This is a genomic window from Pararhodonellum marinum (assembly GCF_015354735.1).
Taxonomy (GTDB): domain Bacteria; phylum Bacteroidota; class Bacteroidia; order Cytophagales; family Cyclobacteriaceae; genus Pararhodonellum; species Pararhodonellum marinum.
In genome coordinates this window covers 51240-72042 of the sequence record NZ_JACEFJ010000004.1, presented here as the reverse complement: position 1 = coordinate 72042, position 20803 = coordinate 51240, and the positions used below count along the sequence as shown (strand labels likewise).

The following is a 20803-nucleotide window of genomic DNA, read 5'->3' as shown; positions in this document are numbered from 1 at the left end:
AAGGCTTTTACTTCACTACTTCGACAACAAAATTTGTTGTTCGATTTGTTCAATACTGGGTCTTTTTTCGATTCCTTCTTGTAGGAGGGATGTGATTCTTTCTCTTTCTTCCCCGATCAAATTCAGTCTGGGAGGGCGGACAAATTCAGTACCTATTCCTGTCATTTGTTCAGCAAGCTTGATGTACTGAACCAGTTTAGGATGGATATCCAATTCCAATAAAGGTAGAAACCATCTGTATAGGTTCAAAGCTTCTTTTATATGACCGGCTTTAATAAGATTAAACAAGGTAACAGTTTCCTTTGGAAAAGCACAAACCAGGCCTGCTACCCAGCCATCGGCTCCCATCAACAAACTCTCCATGGCTAAGGTATCCACCCCGCAAAGAATCTTGAACCTATCCCCAAATCGGTTGATCATGCGGGTCACATTGGAGATGTCCCGCGTGGATTCCTTGACTGCTTGGATGTTTTCCATCTCCACCAACTGCTCAAATACATCCAAGCTGACCAAGGTTTTGTAATCTATTGGGTTGTTGTAAATCATGATCGGGAGTCCGGTTTCCTTGGCAATGCTCTTAAAATAAGTCAGGGTTTCACGCTCATCGGGGGAATAGCGCATGGGTGGAAGTAACATTAACCCATCCACAAGCAGCTTTTCGGCTTCCTGCGCCCAAAATATGGCCTCAGACGTAGCTCCTTCAGCAATATTCAAAATCACTGGAACTTTACCTTTGACATGCTGGATGGTCTCTTTGACGAGAAGGGTTTTTTCCTTTTGGCTGAGCACACTTGATTCTCCCAAGGTACCCCCGAGGATGATTCCGTGTACACCCGCTTCAAGTTGAACATCTAGGTTCATCAAGAAGCTCTCCAGATCCAAATTGCCATCCGGATAAAATTTGGTGGTTACTGCGGGAAACACGCCTGTCCAATTCATAATTTTGATCTGTTTTTTTGCTGGATGTCTATCACTTGCCAATGCAATTCTGCCATTGGAGGGATAAGATACATATTGCATTTATTTTTTTTAATGTCAATTTTAAAATTCTATATTGATTGACTGGAATGCTGCTATTCTTCAGGCAAAAAGCTCCATTTTAAAAATTGACCATGATGAAATTTCTTTTAATTATCTTTTGCTTTCTCAGTTTCTCGTTCACAGTTTTTGCATCTGAGCTCTATGAGTCCATCATGCAGTACCAAGCTGATTTGGGTGCTTTAAATCGCAAATACAATAATCCACTTTCCATAGAATATTTTGAAAGAATGGAAAAGTTGCACCGGGATTGGTTGGGTTTCTTGCAGAATATGGAGTATGAAACCTTGTCGGAAGACGCAAAGATAGATTATGTTCTCTTTCAAAATCATCTTAATAAGCAGTTGTACTTCCGCAATCAGGAACAGCAGGATTATCGGAGTGTGCAGCAGGTGACGGACTTTGCGCTTCCATTGAAAACTTTCTATCAAGAGCGAAGGCGCGCAGTACGACCGGATTCTCCCAAACTTGCAGCCGCATTTGACAATTGTCAACAAGCACTGACCAAAGCTTGGGAGGACCAAAAAATGAAAGTCCCCTTTGAAAGCTGGCAAAAGGCCGATCTGGCCGCACAGGCCATCACCCAAATAAGGATGCAGACAGAAGAAGCCTTTGGTTTTTATGATGGCTATGATCCAGCTTTTACTTGGTGGATGAAAAAACCTTGGGAAAAACTACGGCAAAGTCTTATGGATTATGAAACTTTTTTGAAGGATCATTATGACAATACATTGGTCAAAGATGATGGAAGTGGCATCATCGGAAAACCTATTGGAAAAACAGCCATTGAAAAAGAATTGCAATTTGAGTTCATCCCCTACACCCCGGAGGAACTGATTCTAGAAGCGGAGAAACAATTTGCCTGGTGTGAGGCGGAAATGTTAAAGGCCTCCAACGAGTTGGGATTTGGGTCAGACTGGAAAGCTGCTTTAGAAATGGTGAAAAACACTTATGTCCCAGCTGGACAATGGCCTGAAGATGTAGTGGCTTTAGCGGAAGAGGCCATTGATTTTGTGGAGAGCAGGGATTTGATCACCGTACCTGAACTTGCCAAAGAAACTTGGCGAACCTCCATGCTTTCTGCAGGTGCGCAGCAAGTAAGCCCGTTTTTCCTGGGAGGGGAGGTGATACAGATCGCTTATCCTACACTTGAAATGGCCCATGAAGACAAAATGATGAGCATGCGGGGAAATAATCCGCACTTTTCCAGGGCCACCGTGCAGCATGAACTGATCCCCGGTCATCATTTACAGCAGTTTATGAACCAAAGACACAAACCCTACCGGAGGTTGTTCAATACAGCGTTTTGGACGGAAGGCTGGGCACTGTATTGGGAGTTTAATCTGTGGGATAAAGATTTTCCAAGATCAGCAGAAGATAGGGTAGGCATGCTCTTTTGGCGCATGCATCGCTGTGCCCGCATCATTTTTTCACTCAATTACCACATGGGCAACATGAGTCCTCAGGAATGCATCGATTTTTTGGTAGAAAAAGTAGGGCATGAGAGGGCCAATGCCGAGGCTGAGGTAAGGCGCTCTTTTACAGGCCGATATGGCCCGCTTTATCAGATAGCCTATATGGTTGGGGGATTGCAATTTGACGCCCTCAAAGCCGAAATGGTGGACCGCGGAGGAATGATTGAAAAAGATTTTCATGATTTTATTCTTACGCAAAATTCCATCCCGGTTGAGTTGATAAGGAGTAGAATCAAAGGGGAAAATTTAGATAAAAATCACCAAAGTAAGTGGAAGTTTCTGGATTGACTCTTCCACATGATCAATAGATGGACAGGACAACTGATCCTGAACGATTTACATGAAATTCAAAAATTGTTGTATAAATTTGATCTGCAAGTAAATTTATTTTTGATATATGATATCCGTTCCTTATTTTTCTCAAAATTTTACGGTTTCCCAACATGTTTACCCTATCTGAAAAAGAAGTAGAAAAAATAGCTGCTCAGCTATTGAAGGGAATGATTTGTTTTTATCAGTTGGACAAGAAAAAAATCTACCAATTACCTGATGATGAAGATTATTTCAACTACGATTTGACTCCTGACGAAGAGGATATTTTGGATGAAATTGACGAAAATCCTGACAATTATGCTGAGTTCACCAAAATGGAAGCGGCTGAAGAGCACCAAATGATGGAATCTTTTACTGACAGGATCGTCAGAGACAAGAAATTTCAGGATGAACTAATCGACGCCTTAAGCAAACCCAAGGCCGCAACCTCCTTTAAATTCCTGATTGACAGCTCCTCCTACAAAGACAAATGGTTGGAATACAGGATGGACAAATACAAAGACTGGGTGCTTGAACAAGTGGATACCTTCAATTACACAGAAGAAGGTTAAAGTAACACAGAACTATTTTTTGCTCATAATCCGAAAAAATCTTACATTCAGGAATGACCCTGAGAGATATAAATATCCGTCATCAACTCCAAGCAGGAGACTTGGGATATGTCATACACTTGCATGGAAAGATTTACCATGAGGAGTATGGTTTTAAACTCGGTTTCGAAAAGTACGTCATTGAATCCCTCTTGGAGTTTATGGAACGTTATGACCCTAGTCGTGATAAGGTTTGGGTCTGCGAACATCAAAACAGAATGATTGGCTTTTTGCTGGGGATGCACCGAAGTGATTACACCGCACAGCTTCGGTATTTTTTGATCGATAAACCTTACAGGGGCATAGGTTTAGGAAAACAGTTGATGCATGAATTTATGGATTTTTTGATCGAAAGACACTACAAACAAGCCTACCTCTTGACTACAGATAATCTAGCCGCCTCTGCCCACCTTTACCAAAAATTCGGTTTCCAGATGACCGAAGAAAAACCTTTGATGGAGTTTGGGCCGGCTTTAAAACTCCAGAAATATGAATTGGATCTTGCAGACCCATATCATCCTGCTGACCGCCTTGCCTAGGTCATATCGGAAAAATTCACTCTTGCTGACCTTATTTTCGCTCACTTCGATTGGGGTTTTTGGGCAAAGTCTACCTGAAAAAATTCTTCAGGACAAGCTGATTGTCTGTTCTCATAGAGGGGTCCCCACACCTGATTTCCCTGAAAACAGCATCGCTGCCATGAAGATCTCCAAAGAAAAAGGCCTGTTGATGCACGAAATAGACTTGATGGAAAGTGCGGATGGTGAATTGTATCTCCTCCATGACCTTACGCTTGACAGGACCACTACCCATAGCGGACTTATTTCCGATTTACAAAGTTCAGACTTAGATTCGGTAATGCTCTTGGATAACAATGAACCCCTCCCCAGATTTGACAAGGTTTTGGATTGGGCCAAAGCAAACGAGGTGTACCTTATGCTTGATGTCAAGCAGGCCCCTTTGAAGAAAGTTGTGGGTGAAGTGAAAAAGGCCGAAATGCTGCAACAAGTGATGGTACTTACCTTTACTGAGACGAGGGCTAGGGAAGCCTTTGAGTTGGAAAGTGATTTTTTGGTATCTGTCTTGATTGAAAAGGCCGAAGACATCGACAATTACCTTTGCGCCATGGAAGACCCCAATTACTTATTGGCCTACCTCAATAAAGACGCTCCGCTTGACCTATATGAAAAGGTCCAAAAAACCGGTTTGCCCATAATCACGGACGTTATGGGTACGATAGATCAGGAAGCACTGGAAAAAGGGATCGAAGTTTACCTGGATTTTATCCAAAACCGCAGTCCGAGAATTCTGGTTTCGGATTATCCACTTTCTTTGATTTCAGCATTGGAGAAGATTCAATAAATTGATATTTGGAGAAAATAGCACAACATATCCATCCCGCAGCTTTCCTCAACACGTCGAATAAAATAAATGGAATGATCGTATCAATATTTATTTTTGAATATCCTTTTTCTGCTCTTTACTTCAATAGCATCGCCTCCTGAAATAAAAAAACTAAATATTGATGGGAATTTTGGTTTAGGAAATGCCCTAACTTTAACTGGTTCGATATTTCGAATGCACGGCACTTCTTTAGACAAATTTTATTAATCCCCGAATTTGTTTAAATTTTGTCTTTAAATCCTCTGGTATGAAGCTACCTCTTACATTTTTATTCATTTGTTTTTACTTCATCGCCTCAGCCCAAACCCAAGAGGCTTGGACTTGGGGGGGGCCAATTGACCCTCTCCAAACCAAATTCAGAGTCCTCCATTACCAGTTGGACCTTGAAATCATCCCTGAATCCCATGAAATCAGCGGAGTGGTGAAGGTTACCTTTGAGGCGCCAGAAAAGTTGGATACACTGAGGTTGAATCTAATTAGTGACTATCAAGTAGAAAGGGTCATCATGGATGGAGAAAAAGTAAATTTTTTGCATATGGGCGAGATTTTGGACATATATCCGATGGATTGTACTTGCGAAGAGGTCATCATTTACTATAGCGGTTCTACGCCGATAGCACCTAATCCGCCTTGGGTGGGCGGTTTTACTTGGGAAATGGATGAGTTTGACAACCATTGGATGGGCTTAAGTTCACAAAACGAAGGTGCAAAAATCTTTATGCCTTGCCTCGATCACCCATCCAGCGAGCCAATCAATGGGGTTGATCTTTATCTGACCGCTCCCAAACCTTATTTCGTAGCCTCCAATGGCAGACTGGTTCGAACGGAGGAAAAAGGGGACAATATCACCTACCATTGGTCCACCCAATATCCCATCAACAATTACAACATCAATTTTACTTTAGGAATTTTTCATGAAGAGAAGACCACTTTTACATCGGTGGATGGGACTGAAATTCCCATGATGGTCTATGTGCTGCAGGAAAACCGGGACAAAGCCAAAGCCCTTTTATCGGTTTTGGAAAACAGTACCCGCACGCATGAAAAATACTTTGGTCCTTTTCCCTTTGCCAAAGATAAAATAGCCGTGGTGGAAACACCTTATCTGGGTATGGAACACCAAACCATCAATGCCTATGGCAATAATTTCCAGTTTGTACCAATGGGATCGGTCCAATATGACTGGCTTCTCCATCACGAACTGGGCCATGAATGGTTTGGAAACAAAGTATCAGTCAAAGATTGGGCGGATTTTTGGATCCATGAGGGTTTGACTGCTTACGGAGATTTCCTTTTTTATCTGGAACATGGGGGTGAATCAGCCTACGTAGATAAAGTGCATGCCACCATGCGTCAGATTATAAATGAAAAACCGGTGGTATCCCCTGTCAACTCAACTTCTGACGAGGCCTACCATCCGGAAATCTATACCAAAGGGGCGGTCATCATGCATTCTTTGAGGTTTTATCTAGGGGATGAGGTGTTCTTCCCGATGGTCAAAGCCTTTGCCAATGATGATCGGTTTACTTACGAAAACTTTGTGACAACCCGTGATTTTATAGGTTTTGTACAAACTTTCAGCAACCAGGATCTTGAGGGATTTTTTGATTTGTATCTCTACACGACCAAGCTACCGAAGGTTAAAATCTCGAAAAAAGGAAAAAAAGGGTACAACATTAGCCTAAGAAATGTGGATTTCATGCTTCCTATGGAAGTGGAAACCTCCGAAGGGATCAAAAGGGTGACCCTATCCAAAGCACCTACCTTTGTGGACAGCAAGTCACCCGTAGTAGTTGATCCCAACATGTGGTACCTCTTGGATCGTTAGGCCGTTTTGAATCTGCTGTTATTACATATCATTGGAGCCATAATCTGGATCATCCTTGGCACTTCCAAACTCAAACTGCATCCCCTGATCTGCCTGGTAACCGCCTCAATTTGGGTAGGGATGGCGGCAGGTTTTGATTTTTTGGGAGCACTCGAAGCCTTTGCGGTTGGTTTCGGGGCTTTGATCGGGCAGATAGGACTGATCATTATTTTAGGTAGTGTATTCGGGGTTTTACTGGAAAAAAGCCGCGCCGCTGTAAGCATCGCAGAAGCCTTATGGCAGGGAATAGGCAAAAAAATTCCAGCATTGAGCACCACATTTATGGGTGTGGTGGTGGGGATTCCGGTTTTTTGCGATTCGGGATTTATCCTTTTGAATCCCATTGGTAAAAACCTGGCCAAGACCTCAGGTTATTCTCCTTTGACTTTCGCCCTATCGTTGGCTGGTGGATTGTATCTGGCCCATATCCTGATACCTCCCACGCCGGGACCTTTGGCTGTTACAGGGATTTTTGGTATGGAAAAGCAGTTGGGTTTGGTCTTGGTGGTGGGGATTTTGGTCTCCATTCCTGTTATGCTGGTAGCAGCTTGGTGGGCGATGCGCTTCAAACACATTTTTCCGGAAAGTAAGGTAGTAAGGGAGCCAATACCGGAGCCTGAAACCTTGGCTTTAGCCAAACCCAGTGCCTTTGCATCTGCTACAGTCATTGCTTTGCCTTTGTTACTGATTACTTTAGGCAACCTAACCGATTTTTTGACTTCAGAAATATTGATTCAGCTTTTTCTTATTTTAGGCAATCCCATTGTGGCTATTGCTACTGGACTGACCTTAGGTTTCATGGTATTAAAAGACCCCAGTTCTAAAAACCCCCTGATGGGACTTTCTTTCCGTCAAGGGATTGAGATTGCCGGCCCAATCCTGATATTGACCGGAGCAGGTGCTGGTTTTGGGGCCATCCTCAAGCAATCCGGGTTAGAACAGCTATTTGAAAACTTGGACCTTCATTCTGCCTCTTATGCTACCTGGATTCTTTTGGCGTATGGTTTGACGGCATTTTTAAAAACTGCCCAGGGTTCCAGCACCTCAGCGATGATCATTTCGGCTTCCATTGTCCTATCAATTTTGCCTGTGGCCTTTCAGGATCAAGCATTCGGAACCGTCCTGATCATTTCCTCAATTGGAGCCGGAGCCATGACCATATCCCATGCCAATGACAGTTACTTTTGGATCGTCAAAGAGTTTACCGGCTTGACGGTCAAGGAGGCCTTAAAAAGCTATTCGCTTTTGACCGGGTTGATGGGGATCACGGCTTTGGTTACCGTCCTGGTGTTGAGTCTGATGGCTTAGGATCTTATTCGATTTTGGTCCAATGCCTTTAGAAATCGGAACTATTTTTCCCCATCAAAAAATATTCAACCTCAAGGCAGTTTTTGGCTACTTTAGAAGTCTACAAAAACACTAAAATCAGTAAAAGAAATTTTTTAAAGAAGGAATTCTACCTGTTTTTACTAGCTTCTCGTACATTTTTAATTTCAAGAATTTGTTACACTTATTAGATTTAAATCTCCCAATTGGTAGTTATTTTCTAAATGCCATTAAATATCAATTTAATCCGATTAAGTATCAATTCTCCATTTTCATGATGAGCTAGATTTGACATTAAGACCAACAACTTACTTGGAAATAGTATGTTTATAGATGCAGGTGCTAAACATAAAACACAACTATAAATTAGTTTCTTGTTTTCCTTTTTTAATGTTTTAAGAAATTTCGGAAATATTCATCAACTTTGCGAATTGTTAAACATTCCGTTGGGGAATATCTATTTAACGCCTAAATTGTTAATTATTCCTGGGTGTCCAATCAGACCTAATTTACGATTTCAATATTTCCTGAATTCACTTCTCCATTAATGGTGTGAGCAGATCCATTGATGATGACCAAATCGCCGGTAGACTGACTCTCTCCTACCCTTATCCTGCCACTACCTGCGGAAATGTTATAATTGAAATCACCCAGATTACTGAATGTTTGGATGTTTACATTTCCTGAAGAAACTTTGATGTTTGTGGTGGGGTCCAATCCTGTGTTAATGGCTGAAATTTTACCTGAAGAAACATGTGCGTTTCCTAGGGCAAGGATATTTTGCATTTCGATTTTACCTGAAGAAATGACGGCATTTACCAAGCCATTGATATCTTTTAATTTAAACTCCCCGCTTGATCCGCTAGCATCTAAATTTCCTTCCACCTTCTGAATGTCAATTTTACCTGAAGAAGTTATACTTAGGATTTTCCCAGTCAAATCCTGTCCTGACAATGTACCAGAGGAGGTAGTTAAATACATAGTTTCGGCACTGACCCTACTGACTTTCAAATTGCCTGATCCTACAAAAAAGTTTGGCTCTATAGCAACAATATCCGATGCGGTAATATTTCCTGACCCGGTCTCCAAATCAACAAGCATAGTTTTTGGACCACTTAATCTTATGTGGCCTTCACTTCGGAAATTTCCCAAAAATCCACTTTTAGAGCTCACCTTCACGATTAATTTTGATCCTTCTACCTTATAGTCAATTGAAGTTCTTTTGTTAGAGTTCGCTTTCAAAAACGCATTCAAACTGACATTTTGTTTTCCGGTTTCTCCGGTATATGCTACGTCGAGAAACCCACCATCGACTTCGATTTCCGTGATGTTGTCGAAGTCCTCCTGAATATCTGCTACGACAGAAAGGTCATTATCCAAACATGAGGTAAGGCCGAACATGATTGCCAACCCAAGGGCAGTGCTAAAGAAAATAGTTTTTAAAGTTTTCATAATGTGATTATTAAATAGTTTTGTTGGTTTTCGGAATAGACTTGACTAACTAAATGCCAAAATATTTTTAGAAACAATCGTAGATAAAAAATTTTTTTTGATGTCCCGAAAATATTTGTCAAAAATCAATTTAAGTGGCATATCCACCATTAAAAACCTAGCATTCAAATGGTAAGCATCACTTAGAAAAAATATTACCTTGTCCAATTTCGTACATTTGATGGTTACCAACGATCAAAGTTGCTAGACCAAATCATACTTTGCAAAGGTTAGGCCTGCCCAATCATCCTGTAATCAGGTTATCAAGTTGTCCATATCTAGATTTTCAAATTTCTCCTATTAGCTTTTTTCTGATTTCCTGTTCTCCGATATCCTGTTTTTCTGTTTTCCACCACTTTCACCTTTGAGCTTCAAGCTTTTCATCTGATTTTCTGATATCCTGTTTTCCTTACTTTCATCTATGCGCTTTGAGCTTTTCTCCATTTTTAGCCTTAGCTTTGCCCTTTGAGAAGTAAAAAATGAAAAGATTTATGAAACTGATGCAAATCCCACTTTTCCCCCTTGTTTTTTTAATAGGCCTAGGACTTACTTCCTGCCAAAGCCAGGAGGTTACCCCTCCCCCAACCCCACCTGTTACTGATCAAAACCCACACTCTTTGGGAAGAGTAGGCAATCCTGAAGATGTAGATACAGAAACCGAATCGGGCTTGGTGTTGATGGGTGGCAGCACGGATGTGGACCAAGCCATGCGTTGGATGATAGAAAAGTCCGGGGGCGGTGATTTTGTCATCATCCGGTCTTCTGGTGCTGATGGGTACAATGATTACCTGTATGAACTCGGTCAGCTGAATTCGGTGGAAACCTTATTGATCAATAGCGCGGCGGGTGCCAATGATGACCGTGTTTTTGAAACGCTCAAAAATGCTGAGGCACTTTTTATAGCCGGAGGAGACCAATCCCAGTACCTTCGATTTTGGGAGGGAACCAAAGTGGAAGAGGCCATCCAATACCTTATTCATGAAAAACGAATCCCCATAGGGGGTACGAGTGCAGGCTGTGCCATCATGGGGGAATTTGTGTACACTGGAGAGAACAACAGTATCATCAGTGCAGAGGCTTTGGCCAATCCCTTTGACCCAAATCTCACTGTAAGAAGGTCAAGTCTAATCAACCATCCCTTACTCCAAAACACCATCACCGACCAACACTTTTCCCAAAGAAACCGGGAAGGAAGACTGGTGGCCTTTATGGCCAGATTGAAAGAAGAAAGCAACGGACAGGCTTTAAAGGGAATTGCAGTAGATGAGCGGACTGCCGCTGTCATTGATGGAGACGGAAAAGTTCAGATTATGGGTCAGAACCAAGTCTATTTTGTCAAAGAAAATGATCCTGATCAAGCGCCGGAGCAATTGAGCAACAGCACGCCGCTCACTTGGGATTTAAACCAAAGTGCCCTGAAATCCTTGGAGACCAGTAGCTCCAGTAACCTAGAAGCATTTGATCTCAAGGAGTGGAATACTAATTTTTCTGACTTTTGGTTTGTGGAAAACGGCACCTTAAAAACGAGAGCGAAGGAATAGTATTTCAATGGTCATTTGGGAAATGGTTCAACTTCCAAATCCCAAATGACCTTTTTCCTTTTAGGAAGAAGCAAAACGCTCCACTTCTCTCCATACCCTGAAAATATTCTGATAACATATTTTTTCAATATCCGATTGACTGTATCCCCTTTTGAGCAGTTCGGCTATCAGATTGGGATACATGGAAACATCCTTAAGACCTGTGGGCAGTGAGTCTCCCACTCCGTCAAAATCAGAGCCCAAGCCCACATAATCTATCCCGGCAAGTGCCACCACATGATCGATATGATCCGCTACCTTTTGCACATTGGGAAACGGATTGTTGGCTGCAGTGTACGTTTCTATGTATGCTTTTGCCTCAGGGTCATTCCGGCTAAGCTCATTTTCAGCCAGCCAATTGACCAAATGTTCTCTCACCTCGTTTGCACCCTGTTGGTAGGCTGAATCAATGAAACTTCCCCCAAAATTGATCATGATGACCCCTTGGTTTTCTGCCAATGCCGTGATCATCTCATCACCCATGTTCCGCTCAAAACCCGGGGTAAAATGCCTGGCAGAAGAATGGGAGGCAATGACAGGAACTTGTGTGATCTCCAAAACATCATAAAAGGTATTGTCTGATACATGGGAAATATCCACCATGATCCCCACCTCGTTCATGGTTTTGACAACTTGTTTCCCATATTCACTGAGACCCCCATGGGTAGCCGTAGTATCATAAGAGGAATCTCCGATAAGATTATCTGTTCCATGGGTCAAGGTGACATATCGAATGCCTCTTTGATGGAAATAGGTTACATTATTCAGGTCATCCTCCAGGGCAGCGCCGTTTTCCATCCCCATTGGCAAGGATATTTTACCATCTTTGAAATTATTTTCAATATCATCGGGAGAATAAGCCATGGCAAATTTGTCCGGCCAGGTATTGGCCAGCCTTTCGGTCATTAGAATCAAGGAATCAGCGAGGGCTTTAGCCCCTCCTCTTTCCTGATATCCGGAGGGAATATAAATGGACATAAATGGAGCATCTAAGCCCCCTTCTTTCGAACGCACATAATCAAAATTACCCCCATCGGTCCGCTCCGACACATCCAAAATCTCTCTTTGTAAAGTGAATCCTCCCACTTTCATGCGATAGGGAAGGTCTACGTGTCCATCCACCATGATGGTTTCCCTTGCCATCTTGGTAGCTGCTTCCAACCTTTCGGCATCGGTCATTTTAGAATAGTCGGGTTCTTTTTCAACCGCATTGCAGGCCAGGAACAGGCATGAAACAGTCAGGGTGTAAATGATTTTCTTCATTATTAGAGGTGGTTTATTTACTAAAATAAGTAAATCAGGACAATCCTTGATTCAAAGAATGATAAGCGGTCCCTTTTGGTTTTAATTTTGGGTGATTGTAGCCGGTAGGCAAACAAACTTTTTTAAATTCATTGGTAAGAAGTTTGAATTTATTGATTTCTCTTTTAAATCTCTGGTGGAAAAGTGATTTGTTGGTCAAAAGTTCTAAAACTTCCACTTTTTCCTTAAAATTGGTAAATTTGAAGTACTTTTAAAAAAAATCACAACCATGAAAAATCCACTCTCCCTATTTTCGCTCATTGCATGTTATGCCATGCTTTTCTGGCAATGCGGTGCCAAAGACAGCGCGGAAGCTGTCCGCGTGGTTCCGGTAGAACCCAGTCTCGAAATGGTCTGGGAAACACCGGCTGAATTGAACACCTGTGAATCAGTACTTTATGACCCTCAGTCTGGAAGAATTTATGTCTCCAATATCAATGGAGATCCTTCTGTCAAAGACGGGAATGGATTTATTTCCATCATCAACCTAGAGGGTAAAATCGTTACCAAAGAATGGGTCAAAGGCCTGAATGCACCTAAAGGAATGGGTATTGTGGGAAAATTGCTCTATGTGACTGACATAGATGAATTGGTGGAAATCGATACCGAAACTGCCCGAATCACCAATCGGTACCGAGTCAATGGTGCCCAATTTCTGAATGATGTGGATACCCATGAAGGCAGGGTATATTTTTCTGATATGAGGGCGGGCAATATCCACTTGTTACAGAATGGTTCCGTATCCCTCTTTGCCGAAGGTCAGGAAAATATCAATGGACTAAGGGTAAGAGATGATGGTACGGTTTATGGCTTGGATGGTTCGGGTTTAAAAAAATACAGCTCCGATGGCAACTTTGAGGTTGTAAATGCCATTGTGACAGGAGGGGATGGTTTGATTATCTTAGATGATGATGCTTTCTTGGCCAGCCGATGGCAGGGTGAGATCTGGCTGATTGAAGGGGAAAAGGAAACCAAATTACTGGATACCAAGGATCAGGAATCCAATACAGCAGACATTGAATTTATTCCTTCTCAGGATTTGGTACTCGTACCTACTTTCTTTAAAAATAAAGTGGTGGCTTACAAATTGGATTATTGATCGGTAATAGCTGTTTAATGTCATATGATTTGACAGAAATCATACCAGCTGATTGCCTTTAAATGAACAGGACAAAAAAAGCGGCTTGGGAAATTTCCCAAGCCGCTTTTTATTTAAATTCATTAAGGCATTTAACAGGATGCGATTTCAATGCAATATTTGTATCCATACATAATATGTATCACTATCAAATATCAATTGGTGTCATGATCAAACCTCCAAATCTTTTCAATGCTTAAAATGCCTCACTCCAGTCATCACCATACTCATGCCATGTGCGTCACAGAAATCAATACTGTCTTGGTCTTTGATGCTTCCGCCCGGCTGAACCACCGCAGTGATACCTGCTTTGTGGGCAATTTCCACGCAGTCCGGAAAAGGAAAAAAGGCATCTGATGCCATCACAGCACCTTTTAATTCAAAGCCAAAGGATTTGGCTTTTTCAATGGCCTGTAGCAGGGCATCCACTCTTGATGTCTGTCCTACTCCGGACGCAAACAACTGATTGTTGTTGCTGAGCACGATCGTATTGGATTTGGTGTGTTTGCAGACTTTGGCAGCAAAAACCAAAGCATCCTTTTCTGCCTCAGTAGGTGTCACTTTGGTCACAACTTTAAAGTCTGCTTTGGATTCGGTTTTTAGGTCTTTGTCCTGCTCGATGATGCCATTGAGTAAGGTCTTGATTTGCTTGGTCCCTTCAAGTTGGATCTTTTGCTTCAATAAAATCCTGTTTTTCTTCCCTTTGAGTACAGCTAGGGCATTGTCATCAAATTCTGGAGCAATCAGGACTTCAAAAAAGAGGCTATTCATCTCTTCTGCGGCAGCAAGATCTACAGTTTGGTTGGTGATCAACACCCCACCAAAAGCAGAGGTGGTATCAGCTGCAAAGGCTTTCTGATAAGCTTCTCTGACAGAATCAGCAGTGGCCACCCCACAGGCATTGGTATGTTTCAAAATGGCAAAGGCAGTCTCTCCCTGAAATTCAGCGATCAAGGCCACAGCCGCATCTACATCCACCAAATTGTTGTAAGAAAGTTCCTTTCCATTCAATTGATCAAAAAGAGCTTCCAAATCTCCGTAAAAATGTGCGTTTTGATGTGGGTTTTCCCCATAGCGAAGGGCTTTTGCTTTGGTTTCTGAGACTTTTAAGACAGGAATATTTTCGGACTGATTGAAATAGTTGAAAATATGGGTATCATAATGAGAGGAAACCTGAAACGCCTGTGCAGCAAAATACTTCCTGTCTTCCAGACTTGTTGCGCCATCCTGTTTTTTTAGCCTATCCTCCAATTCAGCATACTGGGACTTGGACGCAATGATGGTGACATCCTTGAAGTTTTTGGCGGCAGCCCGGATCAAAGATATCCCACCTATATCAATTTTCTCGATGATTTCTTGTTCCGATGCTCCGGAGGCAACAGTTTCTTCAAATGGGTACAAATCCACGATCACCAGGTCGATGGCCGGAATGTCAAACTCTCTGGCTTGGGAAACATCCCCTTTATGATCTCTGCGGTGCAGGATACCCCCAAAGATTTTGGGATGGAGGGTTTTCACTCTTCCCCCAAAAATGGAAGGATACCCGGTCAATTCTTCCACTGGAATGACTTCAGCACCTTGGTCTTCTATGAATTTCTGGGTTCCGCCTGTTGAGTAGATTTTTACTCCTTGGGCTTTCAACTGGGCAATGAGGGGTTCAAGGTTGTCCTTGTAATACACGGAAACTAGGGCGGATTGAATTTTTTTGTTGGCCATATTTGATGATTATCTTTGGGTTAGTTTTTCCTAAATAGAAAAAAGAAAGCAAAAACCCAATGGGGAAGATTGTAAATTTTACCAAGTCGCAAAGGTACAAAAACCAAAGGATTATAGCAGGCTTTCGATTACATTTGGGAAGTATTTGTGCTCTAAAGCATGCACTTTTTGGGCAATTTGATCCGGGTTGTCCTGATCATCGACCTTCACCGCAGCCTGAAAAATTATCTTTCCTTCATCATACTGCTCATTGACCAAATGAATGGTTATGCCTGTTTCCTTATCTCCTGCAACTTTTACCGCCGCATGTACCTTTGCACCGTACATGCCCTTTCCTCCATGTTTGGGCAACAAGGCAGGATGGATGTTGACAATGCGGTCAGGGAAAGCCTGAATCAGGTGGTCTGGAACCTTGAGTAAAAATCCCGCTAATACAAGAAAGTCAACACTAGCTTCCTTTAATTTATGCATGACCGCACCCTCTTCAAGCTGGGCTTTTGAAAAAGTCAAAGAAGGTATCTTAAAATTCTTTGCCCTTTGGAGAACATAGGCGTCAGGTTTATTGGAACCTACCAAAACGACCTTTCCTTTGGGTGAATTCTGGAAATATTTGATGATCTCTTCCGCATTGGTACCACTACCGGAAGCAAGGATGGCGATTTTTTTCACAACTGACGGCTTTTAATGAGGCATCAAAGATAAAAATATGAATAAAGGGAATCCTGTTAATTCAGGAATTTTATTTTAGGGGCTTCAGAAAAATGCCCAAGAGGTTTGAGATTGGGAGTGTTTCTTTGACATGCGAAAGGGCCTATTTGGTCATTTGTTTCCATTTTCAAAATATTGTTTTAATTTAAGGAGTCAATCCTCTTTGATTGACCCCTTAAATTCTGTTTTTAAAAGAAATGTATAATCAATTCTCAAAATTTGACTCCATCCTATACTTTAACCCAACCCCTGATGAAAAATTATTTGTTTCTGATTGCTATTGTATTTCTGGCCTTTCTTTTAGGCTGTGAGAAAAAACCCATCAAAGTGGCCTGCGTGGGGGACAGCATCACCGAAGGTCCGGGTAGGGAACATCCGGATAGCTATCCCTTACAACTGCAGCAAATCTTGGGCGAGGGGTATCAGGTTACAAATTTCGGGGTAAGTGGTAGGACTTTACTGAGGAAGGGTGATTTCCCTTACTGGGAGGAAACTCAATTTAAAGAAGTAAAGGCTTTTAACCCGGATGTATTGGTCATCAAGCTGGGTACCAATGACTCAAAGCCACAAAACTGGCAGTATGCAGAAGAATTCAAACAGGATTACCTGGATTTGATAGCGGAATACAAACAGCATATGCCTAAGAATGGCAAAGTATATATCTGCATACCAGTCCCGGTATTTGAAGATAATTGGGGCATTACCGAAAGCATCGTGGTAAAGGAAATGCGACCCATCTTAATGGAAGTCGCAAAAGAAAGCGAGGCTGAAATCATCGATTTATATGCGCCCCTGGAAAACAAGCCTGACCTACTTCCCGATGGGGTACATCCCAACAAGGAGGGCTTGGGGATTATGGCTAGGGAGGTGGCTGAGGGAATTAGAAGATATTAATTACCTTAAGTAATTTAAAGACTATTGGCCATTTTGAATAAGTTTAAAGAGTAAAGATACAGTTGAAACGAGTGGCCCAATTGTAACTGTAAAAGGTTGTTTTAGAAAAACTTCAGCAGGGAGTATACTTATGGAGGTGACTTGTGATGCCCCTGGACCTGATTCGTGGACTTTAACAAATTTTGGCTAATTTAAAATTCAGGTAGGATTCCTACCCGAATATATCTTAATTCTTTAAATGAGAGTCCTTCAATTTGTTCTAATTTGGCTTTTCCTTTTTTCATGTCAATTGAAACCCGTGGCAATTGAAAATTACACGGGGCCAATCCCAATAAAGGTCTATGAAAAATCCAATGAGCTAAGACCGCTTTTGAAAAATATAGAGGTGGTTTATCTCAATGATAAAGGAGATAACAGGATCCGAATGGTGGAAAAAGCGATACAAGTCGATAGCCTGTATATATTTTTAGACAGGATGCTTGGTAATGGTTTTCATATCTACACCCTAGAAGGTCAGCCTATTCATACGATCAAGCGGATCGGTGAAGGACCAGGAGAATATAAAAACATTGCCAACATTTATTATCAGGAATCGACCAAAGAGCTGGTCACCATCCCCATGGATGGGCAGCAAAAAATCTTTTTTGATCTAAGTGGAAATTTTTTAAGGGATGAAAGGTATAATCACGGTTATTATTATTCAGACTTGCATTTTCTGGAAAACAAGGAGTTTGTCATCAATTTATCTGACATGAATGGATTTCACAACGTGGCCCTTCTACAACAGGAAAAAACCATACAAACCTACCTGGAATATGCAGGCACCATAGATGATGGTACCTTCAACAGAATCAATCTTATTTCACCCGAAAATGAAAAAATTCTGAATTTTGTAGTCGGTTTTAGGGATACAATTTATCAATACAACATTCAGGAGGAACTGTTTTCGGCAGCTTACTTCCTCGATTTTCAGAGAGATGGCCTTGATCTTGAAAAAATGGTTGAAAAATACGGGGACCTATTGCCATATTTTCAGCAAGATGAAAAGTTTGAAAGTAATCCATTCAATCTGTTTCAAAATGAAAAATTCATCAGTTTTGGCACTATAAAAAGAACAGGTTTTGAATTGTATTTCTATGATAAAGAAAAAAAGATGGTCACATCAGGTTCGGATTTGTTTAGAGAAACTTTTGAATATGGAAAAGTAGACCGGTTGATTGGGGTAACCAATGATGGACAGTTCATGGCTATTGTGGAGCCTTTGAGACCTAAGCCTTGGCGGTTCAAGAATCTTCCTGAGGCTCAAGCCAAACTGGAATCATTTGGAATCTTCGACCCTGAAGACAAGGTTCTGATCCTTTTTGATTTACAATAAAGAAAGCCACCTAAGGGCAGCTTTCTTTATTGAATTTTGGTTTATAAATTTTTCACTTACTTGCCTTCCAGCGCATTGGCACCTGCTACGATCTCGAGGATTTCGTTGGTGATGGCTGCCTGACGGCTTCTGTTGTAGAGTAGCCTTAGTTCTTTGAGCAATTCGCCGGCATTTTCTGTGGCTTTGTCCATCGCAGTCATCCTGGCGCCATGTTCAGATGCATTGCTTTCCAATACTGCTTTGTAGAATTGAATTTTCAAAGCATTAGGAACCAATTCCTCAATGATATATTCCCTGGAGGGTTCCATAAGGTATTCCACCTCATTGACTTTTTCAGCACCCTCTGCCTCAAGCCGCTGCATGGGCAGAAACTGCTCGGCAACCACAAACTGGGTAGCCACATTTTTGAATTCATTGAATACCAAAAACACCTGATCGTAGGAACCGCTGGTAAACCCATTCATGGCATGAAGTGCCGCCTCGCGGACATTGTCAAAAGTAAGGTCTGCGAAGATTTGATAATACTGATTTACAGCCGGGAGATCCGTTTTTTTAAAGGCTTCGTAGGCTTTTTTACCCAAAGGGAGAATGGTGATGTGCTTACCGGCAAGCTGATTGTGGATGAGTGCCACTGTGGCTTTGATGATATTGGAATTGAAGGCACCACAAAGTCCTTTGTCAGAGGTGACAGGAACAATTAAAACATTCTTGACTTCTCTTTTTTGGGCGTATACCACGTCATCGTCTCCTTCACTGGCAGCAGACACATTGTTTAGGATGGCAGTCAACTTTTGGGAATAGGGGCGCATTTGGACAATTTTGTCCTGTGCCCGCCTCAATTTCGCAGCAGAAACCATTTTCATGGCTTTGGTGATTTGCTGGGTTGATACTACCGAGGTTATTCTTTCTTTGACTTCCTTTAAATTAGCCATAATGATGGATATAGGATATTCGGGCAATGGCTACAGCCACTGCCCGCAATAATTATTTTATGCAAATTTTGGGGTCAATTCTTTCGCAGCGGCTTCCAAAAGTGGTCCGGCTGTATCCAAATCTCCTTTTTTGATCGCAGTTAATGCCTCAGTATAAGAAGCCTGCAGCAAATTGTAATAAGCGGATTCAAATTCCCTTGCTCTGTCGACAGGAACTTTGTCCATCAAACCTTTTGTAGAGGCATAAATGATGGCCACCTGCAATTCTACCCGAACAGGAGAATATTGGTTTTGCTTTAGGATTTCTTGGTTTCTTCTGCCTCTTTCTATGGTTCTTTTGGTTGTGGCATCCAAGTCTGAGCCAAATTTGGAGAAGGCTTCCAATTCACGGAACTGGGCCTGATCTAATTTTAGTGTACCTGCAATTTTTTTCATGGATTTGATCTGGGCATTACCACCTACCCTAGATACGGAAATACCCACGTTGATAGCCGGTCGTATACCGGAGTTAAACAGATTAGTTTCCAAGAAAATCTGACCATCGGTGATAGAAATCACGTTGGTAGGAATATACGCGGACACGTCACCTGCCTGGGTTTCAATGATCGGCAATGCGGTCAATGAGCCTCCCCCCTTCACCAAATGTTTGATGCTGTCTGGCAGGTCATTCATTTGTTGAGCAATGGTATCGGATTTATTGATTTTGGCAGCTCTTTCCAATAGTCTGGAGTGAAGGTAAAACACATCTCCAGGATAAGCTTCACGTCCCGGAGGTCTTCTCAAAAGCAAAGAAACCTCTCGGTAGGCTACGGCCTGCTTGGAAAGGTCATCATAGATCACCAAAGCTGGACGACCGGTATCTCTGAAGAATTCACCAATCGAAGCCCCTGTAAATGGTGCAAAGAACTGCATAGGAGCAGGATCTGATGCTCCGGCCAGTACTACTACAGAATACGGGGATGCACCACCTTTTTCCAAAGCAGCAACCACACCGGCAACCGTTGAGGCTTTTTGTCCAATGGCAACATAAATACAGAAAACAGGTTCCCCTTTTTCATAATATTCTTTTTGGTTCAGGATGGTATCAATGGCCACGGCAGTCTTACCAGTCTGACGGTCACCGATGATCAATTCCCTCTGCCCTCTTCCAATTGGAATCATGGCATCGATGGACTTGATCCCTGTCTGAAGTGGTTCACTTACCGGTTGACGGTAAATAACCCCGGGAGCCTTTCTTTCAAGTGGCATTTCGTAAAGATCTCCCTGTATGGGACCTTTACCGTCGATAGGCTGACCTAAGGTGTTGACTACCCTGCCCAACATCCCATCGCCCACCTGAATAGAAGCGATTTTTTTGGTTCTTTTGACATTGTCCCCTTCTTTGACCAATTTGGAGTCTCCAAACAATACGGCTCCAACATTGTCTTCTTCCAGGTTCAACACCATGGCTTTTAGGCCATTGTCAAACTCAAGCAATTCACCTGCCTGAGCTTTTGAAAGTCCATATATACGGGCAACCCCATCACCCACTTGGAGTACGGTGCCCACTTCTTCAAGTTCAGCCTCTGTTTTGACATTGGAAAGTTGTTCTCTCAATATTGCCGAAACTTCATCAGGTCTTACTTCTGCCATTA

At 42.1% G+C, this 20803-nt stretch carries 18 protein-coding genes; 10 read left to right on the top strand and 8 right to left on the bottom strand.

Annotation, left to right across the window (positions count from 1 at the left end):
• Positions 1-15 precede the first annotated feature (15 nt).
• Positions 16-939, bottom strand: a complete 924-nt coding sequence (locus H1A14_RS09600; protein WP_194776297.1) for a dihydrodipicolinate synthase family protein — start codon at positions 937-939, stop codon at positions 16-18.
• Positions 940-1112: 173 nt separating this feature from the next.
• On the opposite strand from H1A14_RS09600, the gene H1A14_RS09595 reads away from it, so the two are divergent.
• From H1A14_RS09595 to H1A14_RS09570, 6 genes are all read left to right on the top strand, one after another.
• Positions 1113-2801, top strand: a complete 1689-nt coding sequence (locus tag H1A14_RS09595; protein WP_194776040.1) for a DUF885 family protein — start codon at positions 1113-1115, stop codon at positions 2799-2801.
• A 155-nt stretch (positions 2802-2956) separates the two neighbouring features.
• Positions 2957-3397 (top strand): UPF0158 family protein, encoded by a 441-nt coding sequence (locus H1A14_RS09590; protein WP_194776039.1) that lies wholly within the window; start codon positions 2957-2959, stop codon positions 3395-3397.
• Between the two features lie 53 nt (positions 3398-3450).
• Positions 3451-3975, top strand: coding sequence for a GNAT family N-acetyltransferase (locus H1A14_RS09585; RefSeq protein ID WP_194776038.1), 525 nt, complete (start codon positions 3451-3453; stop codon positions 3973-3975).
• A complete protein-coding gene (locus tag H1A14_RS09580) occupies positions 3926-4798 on the top strand; it encodes a glycerophosphodiester phosphodiesterase family protein (RefSeq protein WP_194776037.1) in 873 nt (290 codons plus the stop codon). The genes H1A14_RS09585 and H1A14_RS09580 overlap by 50 nt, the downstream gene beginning before the upstream one ends.
• A 289-nt stretch (positions 4799-5087) precedes the next feature.
• Entirely contained in the window at positions 5088-6668 is a 1581-nt protein-coding gene (locus tag H1A14_RS09575) for a M1 family metallopeptidase (RefSeq protein WP_194776036.1), read from the top strand.
• A gap of 6 nt (positions 6669-6674) precedes the next feature.
• Positions 6675-8015: a GntP family permease gene (locus tag H1A14_RS09570; protein ID WP_194776035.1), complete on the top strand. Its 1341-nt coding sequence runs from the start codon at positions 6675-6677 to the stop codon at positions 8013-8015.
• A gap of 522 nt (positions 8016-8537) precedes the next feature.
• Here H1A14_RS09570 and H1A14_RS09565 read toward each other — a convergent pair.
• Both H1A14_RS09565 and H1A14_RS09560 read right to left on the bottom strand, forming a co-directional pair.
• A complete protein-coding gene (locus tag H1A14_RS09565; RefSeq protein ID WP_194776034.1) occupies positions 8538-9485 on the bottom strand; it encodes a DUF4097 family beta strand repeat-containing protein in 948 nt (315 codons plus the stop codon).
• Positions 9486-9824: 339 nt separating this feature from the next.
• Entirely contained in the window at positions 9825-9968 is a 144-nt protein-coding gene (locus H1A14_RS09560) for a hypothetical protein (RefSeq protein WP_194776033.1), read from the bottom strand.
• Positions 9969-10003: 35 nt separating this feature from the next.
• Between H1A14_RS09560 and H1A14_RS09555 the strand changes: the two genes are divergently transcribed.
• Entirely contained in the window at positions 10004-11065 is a 1062-nt protein-coding gene (locus tag H1A14_RS09555; RefSeq protein ID WP_194776032.1) for a cyanophycinase, read from the top strand.
• Positions 11066-11125: 60 nt separating this feature from the next.
• On the opposite strand, the gene H1A14_RS09550 is transcribed toward H1A14_RS09555, so the two are convergent.
• Positions 11126-12367 carry a dipeptidase gene (locus H1A14_RS09550; RefSeq protein ID WP_194776031.1) on the bottom strand — a complete coding sequence of 414 codons (1242 nt, stop codon included), beginning with the start codon at positions 12365-12367 and terminating at the stop codon, positions 11126-11128.
• Between the two features lie 268 nt (positions 12368-12635).
• Here H1A14_RS09550 and H1A14_RS09545 point away from each other — a divergent pair, with 268 nt between their 5' ends.
• Entirely contained in the window at positions 12636-13505 is an 870-nt protein-coding gene (locus tag H1A14_RS09545) for an NHL repeat-containing protein (protein WP_194776030.1), read from the top strand.
• A gap of 228 nt (positions 13506-13733) precedes the next feature.
• Here H1A14_RS09545 and purH read toward each other — a convergent pair whose 3' ends face one another.
• Entirely contained in the window at positions 13734-15260 is a 1527-nt protein-coding gene (purH, locus tag H1A14_RS09540) for a bifunctional phosphoribosylaminoimidazolecarboxamide formyltransferase/IMP cyclohydrolase (RefSeq protein ID WP_194776029.1), read from the bottom strand.
• Positions 15261-15371: 111 nt separating this feature from the next.
• On the bottom strand, positions 15372-15929 hold the full coding sequence (gene purN, locus H1A14_RS09535; protein WP_194776028.1) for a phosphoribosylglycinamide formyltransferase: 558 nt from the start codon (positions 15927-15929) through the stop codon (positions 15372-15374).
• A 291-nt stretch (positions 15930-16220) separates the two neighbouring features.
• On the opposite strand from purN, the gene H1A14_RS09530 reads away from it, so the two are divergent.
• Complete coding sequence (locus H1A14_RS09530) at positions 16221-16862, top strand: DUF459 domain-containing protein (protein ID WP_194776027.1); 642 nt, start codon at positions 16221-16223, stop codon at positions 16860-16862.
• A gap of 298 nt (positions 16863-17160) precedes the next feature.
• The gene (locus H1A14_RS09525; protein WP_194776026.1) at positions 17161-18237 is read left to right on the top strand and encodes a 6-bladed beta-propeller; all 1077 of its coding nucleotides are present in this window, start codon (positions 17161-17163) and stop codon (positions 18235-18237) included.
• 56 nt (positions 18238-18293) lie between these two features.
• On the opposite strand, the gene atpG is transcribed toward H1A14_RS09525, so the two are convergent.
• On the bottom strand, positions 18294-19169 hold the full coding sequence (gene atpG / locus H1A14_RS09520; protein WP_194776025.1) for an ATP synthase F1 subunit gamma: 876 nt from the start codon (positions 19167-19169) through the stop codon (positions 18294-18296).
• Between the two features lie 57 nt (positions 19170-19226).
• Positions 19227-20801: a F0F1 ATP synthase subunit alpha gene (atpA, locus tag H1A14_RS09515; protein WP_194776024.1), complete on the bottom strand. Its 1575-nt coding sequence runs from the start codon at positions 20799-20801 to the stop codon at positions 19227-19229.
• Positions 20802-20803: the final 2 nt, after the last annotated feature.